Source organism: Nocardia sp. CDC519, assembly GCF_059509835.1.
The window spans coordinates 6,312,720-6,329,682 of record NZ_CM183377.1 but is presented as its reverse complement, the minus strand read 5'-3'; the positions used below and the strand labels follow the sequence as shown (position 1 = coordinate 6,329,682).

The following is a 16,963-nucleotide window of genomic DNA, read 5'->3' as shown; positions in this document are numbered from 1 at the left end:
TGACTCTAGGGAGGGAGTATCCATGAAGAAATTGGTTGCCGGTGTCGCGCTCACGATCGGTCTGGTGGGGGTTGGCCCCGCGTTGGCACCGTCCATCGCGCTTGCCGGTCCGTGTCAGCCGGGTGTGAGCACCGACTGCAAGGACACCAAGAAGAAGCCGCCGTGCCAGCCCGGCGTCACGAAGGACTGCAAGGTCCCCTCACGACGCTGATCTGCGCAGCAGCGAACGGCCTCATCCCGCACTCGGGATGGGGCCGTTGTCGTTTCTCGTGAACGCCAGGGTGTCTCAAATCATGGGATGATTATTTCACATCATGGTCCCCGGTATGCGACAGTGGGACAGGCGCACCTCGCGTAATCCCTGGAGGTTCCATGTCGCAGCACCTACCGCCGCTGGCCGGCCGCCTGAACGGTCTGACCAGTTCGGCCATCCGTGACCTGCTCAAACTCACCGCGCGCGCGGAGATCATCAGCCTTGCCGGTGGTCTGCCCGATGCGGCGCTGATGCCGGGGGAGCGGATCGCGGTAGCCGCCGACGCCGCGCTGCGCCAGGATGCCGCCCTGCAATACACCGAATCGCCCGGCTGGAGGCCGCTGCGTACCGTCCTCGCCGAACGAGAGAGCGCGCGGTTGGGGCGCACCGTCGCGCTGGACGAGGTGTTCGTCACGCACGGATCGCAGCAGGCGTTGTCGCTGCTGTCGGAGGTGCTGCTCGACCCGGGCGCGCTGGTCGTCGTCGAAGATCCCGCCTACGTCGGCGCGCTTCAGGTGTTCCGGGCAGCCGGCGCGCGCATCGTCGCGCTGCCGTTGGATGCCGAAGGCCTGCGGATGGACCTGTTGGGCGAGCTGCTGGCCGGTGGGGAGCGGCCTGCGGTGGTGCATACGGTGAGCAACTTCCACAACCCGGGCGGGGTCACCATGAGTCCGGCGCGGCGGCAGGAGCTGGCGGCCCTGGCCGAGCGCTACGGCTTCTGGGTGATCGAGGACGATCCCTACGGCGAACTGTGGTTCGACCAGCCCGCGCCGGCTCCCGTCGCGACCTACTCATCGAATGTGATCCGCCTGTCGAGTTCCTCCAAGATCCTCGCGCCGACGTTGCGGGTGGGCTGGATGGTCGCGCCGAATCCGGTGTGCCGGGCGGTCGAGCTGCTCAAACAGGGCGCCGACCTGTGCGGTTCGGCGCTGACCCAGCAGATCGCGGCCGATCTGCTGGCCGACACCGAATGGCTCACCGCCCACATCGACACCGTGCGCGCCGCCTACGCCGAACGCGCGAAAGCGCTTGCAGGCGCGCTGCGTGCGCGCTTCGGTGATCGGCTCACCTGCTCCGACGCCGCCGGCGGCATGTTCATCTGGGCCGATTTCACCGACGGCACGGACACCGGGGCGCTGCTCACCCACGCCCTCGACGCCGGCGTCGCCTACGTCCCCGGTCAAGCGTTCTCGGTGAGCACCCCGTACCCGCATTCGCTGCGCATGTGCTTCACCACCGGCGCAGCGGACGCACTCGCCGAAGCGGTGGACCGGCTCGAGCGCGCGGTCATCGCGCAGCGCGCGGTTGCCACCGTATAGCGCCGGGTTCGGCCTGGCGCACCCGCTCAGGTGATCGCGCAGGTGCCTAGTGCACGCAGAAGCACGAGTGCGAATGACCAGAGACTCGCGGTAGTCGGTGAAAGCCTTGGGGCGCGGTCGAGGAGGGCGCGGGCCGTGCGTGGCTCGCGGCGTCGCGACCGGGGCTCAGTCAGCCCAGTTGTAGGTGCGTTCGACCGCCTTGTTCCAGGCGTCGAGCCGGGTCTGCCGGTCGGTGTCGCTCATGCTCGGCTCCCAGGTCTTGTCCGCCGCCCAGTTGTCCAGGATGTCGTCGGTGCCTGCCCAGTAGCCGACCGCGAGACCGGCCGCGTACGCGGCACCGAGCGCGGTGGTCTCGTTGACGACCGGGCGCACCACCGGGACGCCGAGGATATCGGCCTGGAATTGCATGAGCAGCTCGTTGTTCACCATCCCGCCGTCGACCTTCAACGTCGTCAATTCCAGTCGCAGCTGCTCGGATTCGGCGTCCGCGCGCATGGCGTCGGTGACCTCACGCGTCTGGAACGCGGTGGATTCGAGGACGGCCCTGGCCAAGTGGGCCTTGTTCACGAAACGCGTGAGCCCCGCGATGACCCCGCGCGCGTCCGGCCGCCAGCGCGGGGCGAACAAACCGGAGAACGCGGGCACGATATAGGCGCCGCCGTTGTCGTCGACGCTGCGCGCCAGCGGTTCGATCTCGGCGGCCGAGGAGATGATGCCGAGATTGTCGCGGAACCATTGCACGAGTGATCCGGTGACGGCGATGGAGCCTTCCAGCGCGTACACCGGCGCCTGGTCACCGAGCCGGTAGCAGACGGTGGTGAGCAGTCCGTGCTTGCTGAACACCGGTGTGGTGCCGGTATTGAGCAGCATGAAATTGCCGGTGCCGTAGGTGTTCTTGGCATCGCCGGGAGACAGGCAGGCCTGGCCGAAGGTGGCCGCCTGCTGATCGCCGAGGATGCCTGCGACCGGTACTCCGGCGAGCGGACCCGAGGTGATCTCGGCATACACCTCGGAGGAACTGCGGATCCGCGGCAGCATCGCCTCTGGCACGCCGAATTCGGCGCAGATCTGGCCGTCCCATTGCAGGGTGCGCAGATCCATCAGCATGGTGCGCGAGGCATTGGTGACGTCGGTCAGGTGCTCTCCGGTGAGATTCCACAGCACCCAGCTGTCGACGGTGCCGAAGCACAGCTCACCGGCCTCGGCGCGCTCGCGGGCGCCCTCGACATGGTCGAGGATCCAGCGCAGTTTCGGGCCGGCGAAATAGGTCGACAGCGGCAGACCGGTGCGATCCTGATACCGGGTGCGCCCGACCTCGCCGGCCAGCTCGGTGCACAGCGCCTCGGTGCGGGTGTCCTGCCAGACGATGGCGTTGTGGATGGGCTTGCCGGTGGCGCGATCCCAGACCACCGTGGTCTCCCGCTGATTGGTGATGCCGACCGCCGCGATATCGGCTGCGGTGATGCCGGTGGCGGTCAGCGCTTCGCCGAGGACGTGTTCGGTGTTGTGCCAGATCGCTTCGGCATCGTGTTCCACCCAGCCCGGGCGCGGGAAGATCTGTTCGTGCTCGCGCTGGGCGATGCCCGCGACCCGCCCCGAGCGGTCGAAAATGATGCACCGGCTCGACGTCGTCCCCTGGTCGATGGCGGCCACATAGCGTCGCATTGGAGCAGGTTACCGGAACCCGCGGCCGGTCACGGTGGCCTCGGGACAACCCGGCACCGTGGCGGTGCGCGGCCCGGATCAGCGGGTCCGCCCGCGCCCGAGGGCGTCACACGCGAGCGCGGCCGATGCGGCGATAAGGTGTCAGAGAAGCTCGATCGCCCGATCACAGACCACAACGTCGACCTCCGGCGCTTGCGTCGGTTGGAGGAGCCGAGCATGACCAAGAAGCCCGATTCGCAGTTCCTCGGGCCGCAGCAGCGGCTGGACGCCTGGGCCCGGCTGGGCAAAGACCACTTCGACGTGGTCGTCGTCGGCGGCGGTGTGGTGGGTGCGGGCATCGCCCTCGATGCCGCGACCCGTGGGTTGCGGGTGGCGCTGGTCGAGGCGCGCGATCTGGCCTCCGGGACGTCGAGTCGCTCGTCGAAGATGTTCCACGGCGGTCTGCGATATCTGGAGCAGCTGGAGTTCGGCCTGGTCCGGGAGGCGCTGGCCGAACGCGAGCTGTCCATGTCGACGCTGGCGCCGCATCTGGTGAAGCCGCTGCGCTTCCTCTACCCGCTCACCCACCGGGTGTGGGAGCGGCCGTATGTGGCGTCGGGGTTGTTGCTCTACGACACCATGGGCGGCGCTAAATCGGTTCCAGGGCAACGTCATCTGAGCAGGCACGGCGCGCTTCGGCTGGCGCCCGGGCTGCGCCGCGATTCGATGATCGGCGGCATCAGCTACTACGACACCGTCGTCGACGACGCCCGCCACACCATGACCGTGGCCCGTACCGCCGCCCACTACGGTGCCGTGATCCGCACCTCGACGCAGGTGGTCGGCTTCCTGCGGGAGGCGGACCGGGTGGTCGGGGTGAAGCTGCGCGACAGCGAGGACGGGCGCACCACCGAAACCCGCGCGCATGTGGTGATCAACGCGACCGGCGTGTGGACCGACGAGATCCAGGCCCTCTCGCATCAGCGTGGACGTTTCCATGTGCGGGCGTCCAAGGGCGTGCACATCGTGGTGCCGCGCGACCGGATCGTCAGCGATGCGGCGATCATCCTGCGCACCGCCACCTCGGTGTTGTTCGTGATCCCGTGGGGCAGCCACTGGATCATCGGCACCACCGACACCGACTGGAATCTGGACCTCGCGCACCCGGCGGCGACCAAGGCCGATATCGACTACCTGCTAGAGCATGTCAACCGGGTGCTGGTCACCCCGTTGACCCACGACGATATCGACGGCGTGTACGCCGGGCTGCGGCCGCTGCTGGCCGGGGAGAGCGACGACACCTCCAAGCTCTCGCGCGAGCACGCCGTCGCCCGGATCGCACCCGGTCTGGTCGCCATCGCCGGCGGCAAATACACCACCTACCGGGTGATGGCCTACGACGCCGTCGACGAGGCGGCGCAGGACATTCCGGCCCGGGTCTCGCCCTCGATCACCGAGAAGGTGCCGCTGCTGGGCGCCGACGGCTACTTCGCGCTGGTCAATCAGACCGTGCAGCTGGCCGAGGCCTACGGTGTGCACCCGTACCGGATCAAGCATCTGCTCGACCGCTACGGCTCGCTCATCGATGAGGTGATGGCCATGGCCGAGGGCAAACCCGAACTGCTGCAACCGCTGACCGACGCACCGTCCTACCTCCAGGTCGAGGTGGTCTACGCGGCCGCCGCGGAGGGCGCGCTGCACCTGGACGACATCCTGGCCCGGCGCACCCGCATCTCCATCGAGTACTCCCATCGCGGCGCCGACTGCGCCGAGCAGGTCGCCCGACTGGTGGCGCCGGTGCTGGGCTGGGGCGATGACGACGTCGACCGTGAGGTCGGCCTGTACCTGGCCAGGGTCGATGCCGAGATCCGTTCCCAGGCCGAGCCCGACGACGAATGCGCCGACGCGTTGCGGGTGGCCGCGCCGGAGCCGCGTCCGGAGATTCTGGAGCCGGTACCGCTGGATCGGTGATGCTCAGGGCAGGCGCGTCCGCACCCGGACGCGCCTGCCTGCGGCCGAATCAGACTGCGGCGGCCTGCAGTGCGCGCAGCTCGCCGGCGTGATGGGCGCTGAAGATCCGCACCTGATCACCCTCGGCAGCGATCAGCTCCCGCAGGCGCTGCTGATTGTTCGCCCTGGCCTCGGGCACCGTCTGGACGAACCGTTCGAAGGCGGCGATGCCGAGCGGTTGATGTGGATGGGCTTCGAGGACGCCGGGGTGGAAGTACGAGTCGCCCGCGCTGAGCAGCCATCCGTCACCGGTGTCGACCGCGACGCCCGCATGCCCGCGGGTGTGCCCGGCCAGCGGTACCAGCAGGATCTCCGGCGGCAGACCGGCCAGCTCGCGGACCGCTTCGAAGCCGAACCACGGCTCGCCGTGTTCGCCGTGCACCTGCCACTTCGGGCCGTGCGCGAACTGGATCGCGCGATAGCGGAACCGTTCTCGCGGACCATAGGTACCTTCGAGTGCCCGCATCTCCTCGGCGTAGACGTGCACGCGCGCGTGCGGGAAATCGGCGAGACCGCCCGCGTGATCGAGGTCGAGGTGGGTCAGCACGATATCGCGGACGTCCTCGCGCCGGTAGCCGAGCCGCTCGATCTGGCGGGCGACGGTCCGTTCGAGATCGAGCACCGGATGGGTCATCTGCAGGAATTGGGCGCCGAGCCATTCGGACGGGCGCCGCACCGCCTGCTCGCCGATGCCGGTCTCCACCAGTACCAGACCGGTGTCGTGCTCGATCAGCACGCAGTGGCAGACCATTTCGCCGCGATGCAGCAGACCGCCGGTGCCGCTGATCAGCCGGCCGCCGAAGGGCCGCATCGTTCCGCCGTCGAGGTGATGGATCTTCATCGGGACAACTCCTGGTCCATGAGGGTGCGAAGGTGGTCGGCGACCGTGCGCAGCGGGGCGATATCGCGGCTGGTCTTGGCGAGTAGCAGCGCGCCCTCGAGCATGGCGAGCGCCACTGTGGACAGTTGTTCGGCGCGCTCGGCATCGATGCCCTTGGCGCGCAGGTAATCCGCGATGGTCAGCCGCCAGGATTCGAAACCGCCCGCGCACGCGGCGCGGATCGGTTCGCTGTCGGCGGCATCGAGCGCGACCGAGGCCAGTGGGCAGGCGCGCGCGAAATCGGAGGCGACGAGGTTGGCGGTCAACTGGTCGACGACGCTATCGATGTCGCCGTGTTCGAGTGCGACCGCGAGCCGCTCGCGCAGCAGCTTGCCCGCCTGGTCGACGGCCTCGGCGGCGAGTTGTTCCTTGCCGCCGGGGAAATGGAAGTACAGCGAGCCCTTGGGCGCGCCCCCCGCGGTGACCAGCTGGTTGAGTCCGGTGGCGTGATAGCCCTGGGTGTGGAAGAGATCGACGGCGGCGTCGATGAATCGCTGCCGGGAGTCCGTGCGTGTAGTCACGACGGAGACGTTACGTGAATTATGACGACCGGTCTAGTGAGAGATGGAGAAGCGCTCGATCTGTGGTGTGGGCGGCGCGGGGGCGGGCGGCGCGAGGGGCGCGGCGGGACCGCCGCCATGTAGCAGCAGGTAGCTGAACAGGGCGGTGGCCAGGAGGGCGAGCACAGTGGTCACGATGCGGCCGGCGATGGCGGCCAGGCGCTGCCGCGTCGTCGGTGCCCGCATGAGTGCTCGCTTTCGATCGGTCGGCGAAATCGACTACTGCCGTCCTTGTCGTGCGAACTCGTTGAATCATTAGCAATTGAATGGCAAATCACATCGTTACCGCTGGTTGGCACCGCGGGCAGAAGTAGATGCCGCGCTCGCGCCGCGAGATCCGGTCCGCGGGTGGTGCGCTCTCGCCGAGCAGCTCTACCGCGATGGTGGTGCCGCAGCGCTGGCACGGCATCCGGTGCCGGCCGTAGACCAGCGGGCGCCACGGTGGTTGCTGTGCGGCGGTGGTGAGCACCCGGTGCGCCTCGTTGACCAGGGCGAGCAGATCCGGCACGGCGGCGACCGGCGTGGCCGGGTGCACGCGACGCAGGAAGCACACCTCGCTGCGATAGATATTGCCGATGCCGGCCAGATTGCGCTGATCGAGCAGCGCGATCCCGATGGGTTCGTCGGGCTGCCGGATCAGCCGGTCGACCGCTTCGGCCGGATCCCACTCCGGGCCGAGCAGATCGGGTCCGAGGTGTTCGATGACGCGCTGCTCCTCGGCGCGGCGCAGCACCTCGACCACGCCGAGCGAGAAGCCGACCGCCTCCACCTCGTCGGTGGCCAGCACCAGCCGGGCGGTGACCCGCGGTTTCGTCCAGCGCTGCCCGCAATGGAACACCCGCCAGCTGCCCTCCATTTTCAGGTGGGTGTGAATGCTGACGGTGTCGGTGCGGACGAACAGGTGCTTGCCGTAGCTGCCGACGCTGTCCACGGTCTGTCCGCGCAGGTCGACGGTGGCATAGCGGGGGACGCGGAAATCGCTGCGGGTCAGCACCTGCCCGGCCAGCGCCGCCCGTAGTCGTTGCGCGGTGCGGTAGACGACGTCACCCTCGGGCATCGCCCGCTCCGTCGGCCCGGGTGCTCACGGGCGTCCTCGTAGGCGCAGGCCGCGCGGAGTGGCGGCGAAACCGGCGTCGGTGAGGAAGGCGGCGAAGGTGTTGCCGTGCACCGATTCGCCGTCGACCCGGTCGATCACCAGCGAATCGACCCTGCGCTCGTGTACCAGCGCGGCCAGTGCCCGCGTCGCCCGCTGCCGGGCGGTGGGATCCTCGGTGAAGGTGAGCAGCGTCTTACCGCCGCGTTCCAGATACAGCACCAGCTCACCGCCGACCAGGACCACGAGCGCGCCCGCCTTGCGGCCTGGCCGGTGCCCGGACTCGCCGTCGCCCTTGGGCCAGGGCAGGGCGGCGCCGTACGGGTTGGCCGGATCGCAGGCGGCCAATGCCAGCGCCGCACCGTCGGGCCCGTTCGCACTGCCGCGGCCGCGGTCGCCGTCGAAGGACCGAAGCCGGTCGACCACATCGGTGGTGGAGAACTGGGCGCCGCCGAGGGAGTCGATGAAATAGCCGCGCCGGCAACGGCCACGGTCCTCGAATTCGGTGAGCACCCGGTACATCAGCGCGAAACCACCCGCCACGCCTTCGCTCTGCACCGAGCCCCTGGTGAGCACGCCGTAGCGTTCCAGGAGCAGATCGGCGGTGGCGTGCGCGCGAATCGTGTTGTCGGTCAGCCGGTCCGGGAGAAGCGACCAGCGTCCGGCGACCGTCGGCGGGCCGGAACGGGTGGGCAGCGCCTGGCGCGGGAGGTAGGCCCGGCCGCGCGGGGTGCGGCGTGGTGAGCGGTGCGCGGTCGGCGTCCGGGTAGAACCGGCCAAGCGGGCCCGCACCGGAGCGAAGGTGTCGCCTGAGACGAGTCCGGCCCAGACCAGCTCCCACAGTGCGTCCGCCACCGCGGCATCGTCGAGCAGGCCGGTGGCATCGGAGAGCTGCCGGAAGAAGTAGGCGCCACCGCCATGTAGCTGTGGCGGCACCCGCATCAGCGCCGATCGCTCGGCTGGGCGGGGCGACCCCGCGCCCTCCGATATCGCCCCGTTGGTGGGCGGCGGTGCTCCTGGCCCGTCGGCATTGTCTGCGGTAGCCGCGGCGCGCCCCGACGCAGGGGCGCCGACCTCCACCGTCCCGCTGCCATCGGAGATGTCATCGGGTGGTGAACCCTGTTGTACCGCAGTGGGATCAGGGCTGATGTCGGGCGCATCCAGGTCGACAAGTGTGGTCGATGGCGTCGGGGAACCCGGTGACCACGCCGGTAGCTGGGCGCCGAGTGCGGTGAGCAGGCGCAGGTGGGTTTCGGTGAGTTCGATGTCGTCGGCCGGGGGCAAGGTCACCGGTGCTTGGTCGGCGAGGTGCAGCGCGATCCAGCCGTCCTTGGCGTTGATGGCGCCGTGCCCGGACCAGCGCACTTCACCGGTGGCCATGAGTTCGTCCAGCATGGCGGGGGAGTAGTCGCGCACCCGGGCCGGCAGTACCAGCGATTCCAGGGCGGAGGCCGGGATCGGCACGCCGGCCAGCTGTTCCACCACCGCGGCCACACCGTCGATTCCGCGCAGCTCGCCGGTGCCGAGATGTTGCCAGGCGGGCAGGAAACGCCCGAAGGTCGCGGTGGACACCGGCTCGACCTCATGGCGGGCGGCGGCCAGGCTGCGTCGGCGCAGGCGGCGCAGCACCTGGGCGTCACACCATTCCGAACCTGTCGCAGCCGGCGTGAATTCGCCCTCGACCACTCGTTTCTCGGCTGCCAGCCGATGCAGGGCACCAGCGGCGACCGCGGTGCCGAGACCGAACCTGGCTGCCACCGCATCCACCCCGAACGGGCCGTGCGTGCGGGCATAGCGCGCCACCAGATCGCCGAGCGGGTCGGCTACCGGTTCGATGAACGCGGCCGGGGTGCCGATGGGCAGCGGAACGCCCAGCGCATCACGTAATCGGGCCGCATCCTCCACCGGCGCCCACCAGGTGCGGCCGGCGAAGGAAACCTCGAGGGCGCGCCGGGCCTGGACCAGCTCGGCGAACCACGGCGCCGGATCCTCGCGGCATCGTTCGGCCGCCTCGGCGGCGGTGAGCGGTCCGAGCAGCCGCAGCAGATCGGCCAGGCCTTCGGCGTCGCGGGCCAGGCGTTCGGGGGTGAGCCGTTGCAGCTCGCGCTCGGTCTGCTCGATGACCGACGCGTCTAGCAGCTCCCGCAGCTCCACCCGCCCCAGCAGTTCGGCCAGCAGGCTCGAATCCAGCGACAACGCCGCCGCTCGCCGTTCGGCCAGCGGGCTGTCGCCGTCGTACATGAATTGACCGATGTAATCGAACAGCAGCGCGTTCGCGAACGGTGACGGCGTCGCTGTCTCCACCTCGATCAGCCGCACCTGCCGCCGCGCCACCCGCCCGAGCAGTTCGCTCAACGCTGGCAGATCGTAGACGTCGCGCAGGCATTCGCGCACCGTCTCCAGCAGGATCGGGAAATCCGGGAACTTGCGCGCCACATCGAGCAGCTGCGCCGAGCGCTGACGTTGCTGCCACAGCGGGGCACGTTTGCCCGGATCGCGGCGCGGCAGCAGCAGGGCACGGGCCGAGCACTCGCGGAAGCGGGAGGCGAACAGGGCCGAGCCGCCGACCTGCTCGGTGACGATGTCGTCGATCTCATCGGGTTCGAAGACGAACAGTTCGGCGCCGGGCGGATCGTCGGTGGTGTCCGGCAGCCGCACCACGATGCCGTCGTCGGAGGCGTTCGGTGCGGCGTCGACCCCGAAGCGTTCCCGCAGCCGCGCGCCCACCGCGAGCGCCCACGGTGCGTGTACCGGCAGGCCGTAGGGGGAGTGCAGCACCAGCCGCCAGTCACCGAGCTCGTCACGGAAACGTTCAACGATCAGCATGCGGTCGGTGGGCAGCCGTCCGGTCGCTGCGCGCTGATCATCCAGCAACGCAAGCAGATTCGAGGCGGCGTTCTCGTCCAGCCCGGCCGCGCCGACCAACTCGGCCAGCCCGTCGTGCGCCGGGGCGGTGGGTGCCGCCGCACGGGTGCGCGAGCCCGTCGCGCCGCGGGAGCCGGCCCCGGCGGTGCCATCCGGTGACGGCACCCCATCGTGATCGGCGAGCTCGGATCGGGGGCGCCGGCTACTGCCGTCCGGCTGCGCGCGCTCGGCTACCTGACCCGCGCGCCGGATGAATTCACCCAGCGCCGCGCCCAATTCGGCCGGGCGCCCGAGCCCGTCGCCGTGCCAGAACGGCAGCCGGCCCGGCAGGCCGAATGCTGGCGTCACCAGCACCCGGTCGAAGGTGATCTCTTCGATCCGCCAGCTCGTGGCGCCGAGGGCGAAGACATCGCCCACGCGCGATTCGTAGACCATCTCCTCGTCCAGTTCACCCACCCGAGAGGCCTTTTCGCCCACCATGTACACCGCGAACATGCCGCGGTCGGGGATCGCGCCACCGGAGGTGACGGCCAATCGCTGGGCGCCGGGCCTGCCGGTCAGCGTGCCCGCGTCGCGATCCCACACCACCCGCGGGCGCAGTTCGGCGAACTCGTCGGACGGATACCGCCCGGACAGCAGATCGAGCACCGACTCATAGGCCGAACGCGGCAGCGTCGCATAGCTTCCGGTGCCGCGCACCACCTCGAACCAGGCGTCGACGTCGACCGGCTCCAGTGCGCACACCGCGACCGTCTGCTGGGCGAGGATGTCGAGTGGATGCGCCGGAATCTGGATGGCCTCGATCTGGCCGGTGGTCATGCGCTGGGCCGCGACGGCGCAGTGGATGACGTCGGTGCGGTGCTTGGGAAACAGCACCCCGCGCGAGATCTCGCCGACCTGATGCCCGGCCCGGCCGATCCGTTGCAGCCCGCTGGCCACCGACGGTGGCGCCTCCACCTGCACCACCAGATCCACCGCACCCATATCGATGCCGAGCTCGAGGCTGCTGGTGGCCACCACGCAGCGCAGCCGCCCGCTTTTCAGATCGTCTTCGATGAGCGCGCGCTGCTCTTTGCTGACCGAGCCGTGGTGCGCCCGAGCCAGCAGCGGCGCCGCACCGTGCACCACCTCGGTGGACGCGCCGAGTTGCGCGGGTGGTGCGTGCTCGGTCTCGACCGGATCGCCCGCACGCTCGGCGAAGGTCTCGTTCAGCCGGGCGGTGAGCCGTTCGGCCAGCCTGCGGGAGTTGGCGAACACGATCGACGACCGATGGGCGAGCACCAGGTCCACAATCGCCTCGTCCACATGCGGCCAGATCGAGCCGGGCTGATCCGATTCGCCGGGCTCGGTCATATCCGCGACGGGCACCCGCACCGACAGGTCGAAGGTCTTCGGCGCCGGCGGCGAGACGATGGTCAGCGGCGCGCTGCCCACCAGGAATCGGCCCACCTCTTCGGGCGGGCGCACGGTGGCCGACAGGCCGATGCGCTGCACCGGGCGCTCGGTGAGCAGGTCAAGCCGGGCCAGTGACAAGGCCAGATGGGAGCCGCGTTTGGAACCGGCGATGGCGTGCACCTCGTCCACGATCACCGTCCGCACGGTGCGCAGCGTCTCCCTGGCAGCCGAGGTGAGCATGAGGAACAGCGATTCCGGGGTGGTGATGAGGATGTCCGGTGGCGTGCGCTGCATCGAGCGGCGTTCGCTCGCGCTGGTGTCGCCGGAGCGCACACCCACGCTGATGTGCGGCGGGTCGAGCCCGAGCCGCTTCGCCGTCTGGGTGATGCCGACCAGCGGGGCCCGCAGATTGCGTTCCACGTCGACGGCGAGGGCCTTCAACGGCGACACGTACAGCACCGTGGTGCCCGGCTCGTCGGATTTCTCTCCGGAGGCCAGCCGGTCGATCGCCCACAGGAACGCCGACAGCGTCTTGCCCGAGCCGGTCGGTGCGATGACCAGGGTGTGTTCACCGGCCGCGATCGCACGCCACGCACCGAGCTGGGCGTCGGTCGGTGCCGGGAAGGCGCCGTCGAACCACTCCTGGGTCGCGGGGGAGAACTCGGCCATGAGATCAGTGTGCACCCGGGCACCGACACGTAGGCCCCGACCAGCACCGACGCCGTATCGTTGCCGCTGTGTCCGGCGTGCTGAAACTCGACCTGATCGGCCACGGTGTGACCGAGGCCATGCGTGCCGCGCGCTTCCCCGACGACGAATCGCTCACCGACGCCGGGCGCAACGCCCTCGAACCGTTCCGCCCACCCGCGGGCGCGGTGGTGCTGTTCGCCCCCGAACGCCGGGCCCGTGAGACCGGGCAGGCGCTCGGCCTGCCGGGCACGTCCGATCCGGCGCTGCGCGACCTGGACGCGGGCAGCTGGCGAGGCCGCGAACTCGCCGCGCTCGATCCCGCCGAGGCACATGCCTGGCTCACCGATCCGGGATTTCGCGGACACGGTGGTGAATCCGTCGACGACCTCATCGGCCGCGTCCGCGGCTGGCTCGACAGGGTCGCCGCCGGTGGCCGATCGACGGTCGCCGTCACCCACCCCGCGGTGATCCGCGCCGCCCTGCTGGTCGCGCTCGATGCCCCCGCCGCTTCGTTCTGGCGCCTGGACGTCCCGCCCGGATCCGCGGTCCGGCTGCACCACCGCGGGGCGTGGACGGTGCGGTTCGGCCGCTGACCGGACCGAATCGACCGAGTGGTCACCGATACGCAGGTGTGCGCCCGCGCAGGCTCAGCCGAATTCGATCCCCTGTGCCAACGGCAGATCATCGGAGTAGTTGACGGTGTTGGTGGCGCGGCGCATATAGGCCTTCCACGAATCGGACCCGGATTCGCGTCCGCCGCCGGTCTGCTTCTCGCCACCGAACGCGCCGCCGATCTCCGCGCCCGAGGTGCCGATATTGACATTGGCGATGCCGCAGTCGGAGCCGTCGGCGGCCAGGAATCGTTCGGCCTCACGCTGATCGGTGGTGAACACCGACGACGACAGGCCCTGAGGGACCGCATTGTGCAGCTCGATCGCGGTCTCGAAATCGTGGTAGGTCAGCACGTACAGGATCGGGGCGAAGGTCTCCTCCCGCACCACCGCGGTCTGGGCGGGCATCCGGATGATGGCCGGTTGTACGTAATAGGCGTCGTCGCCGAAGCCGTCCACGCGTTCACCGCCGCAGATCAATTCCCCGCCGTCGTCGAGTGCGCGCTCGATCGCCTTGATCATCGACGCATGCGCCCTGGCGTCGATCAGCGGGCCGACCAGCACACCGGGTTCGAGCGGATTGCCCACGCGCAGTTGCAGATACGCGCTCTCCAGCCGGTCGAGCAGCGGGCCGGCCACATCGGCGTGCACGATCAATCGCCGCAATGTCGTGCAGCGCTGGCCGGCGGTGCCCGCCGCCGCGAAGACGATGCCGCGCGCGGCCAGCTCCAGATCCGCCGACGCCGTCACGATGGCGGCATTGTTGCCGCCGAGCTCGAGCAGGCAGCGACCCAGGCGGGCCGCGACCCGCGGTGCGACCGTGCGGCCCATCCGCACCGATCCGGTCGCGCTCAGCAACGCCACCCGTTCGTCGTCCACGAGCCGCTCGCCGGCCTCGGCGCCGCCGAGGATCAGCTGATGGATCTGCGGATCGGCGCCGACGTCGGCGGCGGCCCGGCGCAGCAGCGTATGGCAGGCCAGCCCGGTCAACGGCGTGGTCTCCGAGGGCTTCCACACCACGGTGTCGCCGCACACCAGCGCGATCGCGGTGTTCCAGGCCCATACCGCGACCGGGAAGTTGAACGCCGAGATCACTCCGACCACGCCCAGCGGATGCCAGGTCTCCATCAGCCGGTGCCCGGGGCGCTCCGAGGGCATCGTGCGCCCGTAGAGCTGACGCGACAACCCGACCGCGAACTCGCAGACGTCGATCATCTCCTGCACCTCGCCGACCGCCTCGGCGCCGATCTTCCCGGCCTCCAGCGTGACCAGCTCGCCCAGCTCGTTCTTGTGCGCGCGCAGCAGTTCGGCGAGCCTGCGCACCACCGCACCACGCACCGGCGCGGGAACCGTGCGCCAGTTCCGAAACGCGGTGGCGGCCCGGTCGATCGCGGCCTCGACGTCGGCGGGGGCGTCCGGGCGCAGGGTCGCCAGTTGCCCGCCGGTGATCGGGGTGCGCGCGACCAGCGTGCCGGGCGGGGGAAGTTCGGCCCCGAGCGCGTCGAGCAGTGCTTCGGCGCGGCCCGGCAGCGTGCGGGTGGCGTGCTCGCCGACGATGTGGGTCATCTGGTCCTCCGCTTCGACGTCGGTGACCGGTACCTGATGCGGGTCCGGTCGCGGAATGAACGATTACAAGTTTTCTGCACGGGCCGCGTTGGCTGCGTTAGCCTTCGCTGATGGCGGAAACACCGGCAAAGCCCGTTCTCGACGACATCGATCGGCTATTGATTCGCGAACTGATGGCCGATGGCCGGGCGACCCTGTCGAATCTGGCCGAGAAAGCCAGCCTGTCGGTGTCGGCGGTGCAGTCGCGGGTGCGCAGGCTGGAAGCGCGCGGCGTGATCCGTGGCTACACCGCGAAGGTCGATCCCGAGGCGCTGGGGCATCTGCTGTCGGCATTTGTCGCGATCACTCCTCTCGACCCGTCTCAACCCGATGACGCGCCCGCATTGTTGCAGCAGATCCCCGGCATCGAGGCCTGCCACTCGGTGGCGGGCGACGAGAGTTATGTGCTGCTGGTGCGGGTGGCCTCGCCCCGGCACCTGGAGCAGCTCTTGCAGGAGATCCGCGCGACCGCAAATGTCCGTACGCGAAGCACCATCATCTTGCAGACATTCTACGACAGATAGGCTTTGACCGGAGTTTCTCCGTATTGTTGTAGAGATTTCGCTAAATCTTTCGTACCCTGCGGATGTGACCATCGAACTGGAGCGCACCCGCCCGGATGGTGACGAGGTATCGGTCACCACCGCATCCCGAGTCCATGAGATCTTGTCGGCGAGCATCCTCGCCGATGGCTTCGAGCTGGTTCTTGACCTACGACAATCGCAGGGCCGCCAGCTCGTCGACGAACGTGACGGCACCGTCTACCTGGACATGTTCGGCTTCTTCGCCTCCAACGCGCTCGGCATGAATCATCCGGCGCTCGCCGGTGACGAGGCGTTCGTCGCGGAGCTGGCCGCCGCCGCCCTCAACAAACCGAGCAACTCCGACATCTACACCGTCGCCATGGCCCGCTTCGTGGAAACCTTCGTGCGGGTGCTCGGCGATCCCCGGCTGCCGCACCTGTTCTTCATCGACGGCGGCGGTCTCGCCGTGGAGAACGCGCTCAAGGTGGCTTTCGACTGGAAGAGCAGGCATAACGAAAGCCACGGCCGCTCACCGCGTCTCGGCACCCAGGTGATGCACCTGACCGGCGCTTTCCACGGACGCACCGGCTACACGATGTCGCTGACCAATACCGACCCGAACAAGACCGCCCGCTTCCCGGCCTTCGCCTGGCCGCGCATCGATGCGCCGTACCTGGGCGAGGGACGCGATATCGCCGCGGCGGAACGGCTCGCGCTCGATCAGGCCGCGCGTGCGTTCGCCGAGAACCCGCACGACATCGCGTGTTTCATCGCCGAACCGATCCAGGGCGAGGGCGGCGATCGCCATCTGCGCCCTGAGTTCTTCCTCGCGATGCAGCAGCTGTGTCACGACAACGACGCACTGTTCGTACTCGACGAGGTGCAGACCGGTGTCGGCATGACCGGAACCACCTGGGCGTACCAGCAATTCGGATTGACACCGGATGTGGTGGCCTTCGGGAAGAAGACCCAGGTCTGCGGTGTGATGGCAGGCGGGCGCGTGGACGAGGTGCCCGACAATGTGTTCGCGGTGAGTTCCCGGCTGAACTCGACCTGGGGCGGCAACCTGACCGATATGGTGCGCACCCGCCGCATCCTCGAGGTGATCGAACGCGACGGACTCGTGGAACGCTCCCGGCTGCTCGGCGCGCACCTGCTCGACCGGCTCACCGAGCTGGTGCAGCGGCATCCGACCGTCACCGAACCGCGAGGTCGCGGGCTCATGTGCGCGATCACGCTGCCCGACACCCGCTTCCGCGACGATGTGCTCACCCAGCTGCGCGAACGCGAGCACGTACTCATCATCGGTACCGGCGAACGCGGCATCCGATTCCGTCCGCCGTTGACGGTGACCGTCGAGGAACTCGACGCGGCGGTGACGGCGCTGGACCGGGTGCTCACCGACCTGCACTGAGCGATCGACGGTTTCCCGCCCTGTACGGCGCGGACAGCTGCGCTACCGGGTGGCTATCCCTATGCTTCGCTGCCATGTCCTCCCGTCAGCACCACAATTC

General features: G+C 69.3%; 13 protein-coding genes. 6 read left to right on the top strand and 7 right to left on the bottom strand.

Going from position 1 to position 16,963, the window contains the following annotated elements; translation table 11 throughout:
• Window positions 1-22 precede the first annotated feature (22 nt).
• Together AC5W7N_RS28860 and AC5W7N_RS28855 are read left to right on the top strand one after the other, a co-directional pair.
• A complete protein-coding gene (locus AC5W7N_RS28860; protein WP_163813847.1) occupies window positions 23-211 on the top strand; it encodes a hypothetical protein in 189 nt (62 codons plus the stop codon).
• A gap of 161 nt (window positions 212-372) precedes the next feature.
• Window positions 373-1,572, top strand: coding sequence for an aminotransferase-like domain-containing protein (locus tag AC5W7N_RS28855; RefSeq protein ID WP_163813848.1), 1,200 nt, complete (start codon window positions 373-375; stop codon window positions 1,570-1,572).
• Between the two features lie 165 nt (window positions 1,573-1,737).
• Here AC5W7N_RS28855 and glpK read toward each other — a convergent pair whose 3' ends face one another.
• Window positions 1,738-3,237: a glycerol kinase GlpK gene (glpK, locus tag AC5W7N_RS28850; protein ID WP_495922741.1), complete on the bottom strand. Its 1,500-nt coding sequence runs from the start codon at window positions 3,235-3,237 to the stop codon at window positions 1,738-1,740.
• A 216-nt stretch (window positions 3,238-3,453) separates the two neighbouring features.
• Here glpK and glpD point away from each other — a divergent pair, with 216 nt between their 5' ends.
• Window positions 3,454-5,187, top strand: coding sequence for a glycerol-3-phosphate dehydrogenase (glpD, locus tag AC5W7N_RS28845; RefSeq protein WP_195020687.1), 1,734 nt, complete (start codon window positions 3,454-3,456; stop codon window positions 5,185-5,187).
• Between the two features lie 49 nt (window positions 5,188-5,236).
• Here the strand turns inward: glpD and AC5W7N_RS28840 are convergent, their stop codons facing one another.
• The 5 genes from AC5W7N_RS28840 to AC5W7N_RS28820 form a co-directional block, all read right to left on the bottom strand.
• Complete coding sequence (locus tag AC5W7N_RS28840) at window positions 5,237-6,067, bottom strand: MBL fold metallo-hydrolase (RefSeq protein WP_163813851.1); 831 nt, start codon at window positions 6,065-6,067, stop codon at window positions 5,237-5,239.
• A complete protein-coding gene (locus AC5W7N_RS28835; protein WP_195020688.1) occupies window positions 6,064-6,627 on the bottom strand; it encodes a TetR/AcrR family transcriptional regulator in 564 nt (187 codons plus the stop codon). The genes AC5W7N_RS28840 and AC5W7N_RS28835 overlap by 4 nt, the downstream gene beginning before the upstream one ends.
• A 33-nt stretch (window positions 6,628-6,660) precedes the next feature.
• Window positions 6,661-6,852 carry a hypothetical protein gene (locus AC5W7N_RS28830; protein WP_194991825.1) on the bottom strand — a complete coding sequence of 64 codons (192 nt, stop codon included), beginning with the start codon at window positions 6,850-6,852 and terminating at the stop codon, window positions 6,661-6,663.
• A gap of 88 nt (window positions 6,853-6,940) precedes the next feature.
• Window positions 6,941-7,723 carry an Fpg/Nei family DNA glycosylase gene (locus AC5W7N_RS28825; RefSeq protein WP_195020689.1) on the bottom strand — a complete coding sequence of 261 codons (783 nt, stop codon included), beginning with the start codon at window positions 7,721-7,723 and terminating at the stop codon, window positions 6,941-6,943.
• 24 nt (window positions 7,724-7,747) lie between these two features.
• A complete protein-coding gene (locus tag AC5W7N_RS28820) occupies window positions 7,748-12,688 on the bottom strand; it encodes an ATP-dependent helicase (RefSeq protein ID WP_195020690.1) in 4,941 nt (1,646 codons plus the stop codon).
• Window positions 12,689-12,756: 68 nt separating this feature from the next.
• Here AC5W7N_RS28820 and AC5W7N_RS28815 point away from each other — a divergent pair, with 68 nt between their 5' ends.
• A complete protein-coding gene (locus AC5W7N_RS28815) occupies window positions 12,757-13,302 on the top strand; it encodes a histidine phosphatase family protein (RefSeq protein ID WP_195020691.1) in 546 nt (181 codons plus the stop codon).
• Between the two features lie 54 nt (window positions 13,303-13,356).
• Here the strand turns inward: AC5W7N_RS28815 and amaB are convergent, their stop codons facing one another.
• Window positions 13,357-14,886, bottom strand: coding sequence for an L-piperidine-6-carboxylate dehydrogenase (gene amaB, locus AC5W7N_RS28810; RefSeq protein WP_195020692.1), 1,530 nt, complete (start codon window positions 14,884-14,886; stop codon window positions 13,357-13,359).
• 110 nt (window positions 14,887-14,996) lie between these two features.
• On the opposite strand from amaB, the gene AC5W7N_RS28805 reads away from it, so the two are divergent.
• Both AC5W7N_RS28805 and lat read left to right on the top strand, forming a co-directional pair.
• A complete protein-coding gene (locus tag AC5W7N_RS28805) occupies window positions 14,997-15,449 on the top strand; it encodes an Lrp/AsnC family transcriptional regulator (RefSeq protein WP_036533594.1) in 453 nt (150 codons plus the stop codon).
• 64 nt (window positions 15,450-15,513) lie between these two features.
• On the top strand, window positions 15,514-16,863 hold the full coding sequence (gene lat, locus AC5W7N_RS28800; RefSeq protein WP_195020693.1) for an L-lysine 6-transaminase: 1,350 nt from the start codon (window positions 15,514-15,516) through the stop codon (window positions 16,861-16,863).
• Window positions 16,864-16,963 lie beyond the last annotated feature (100 nt).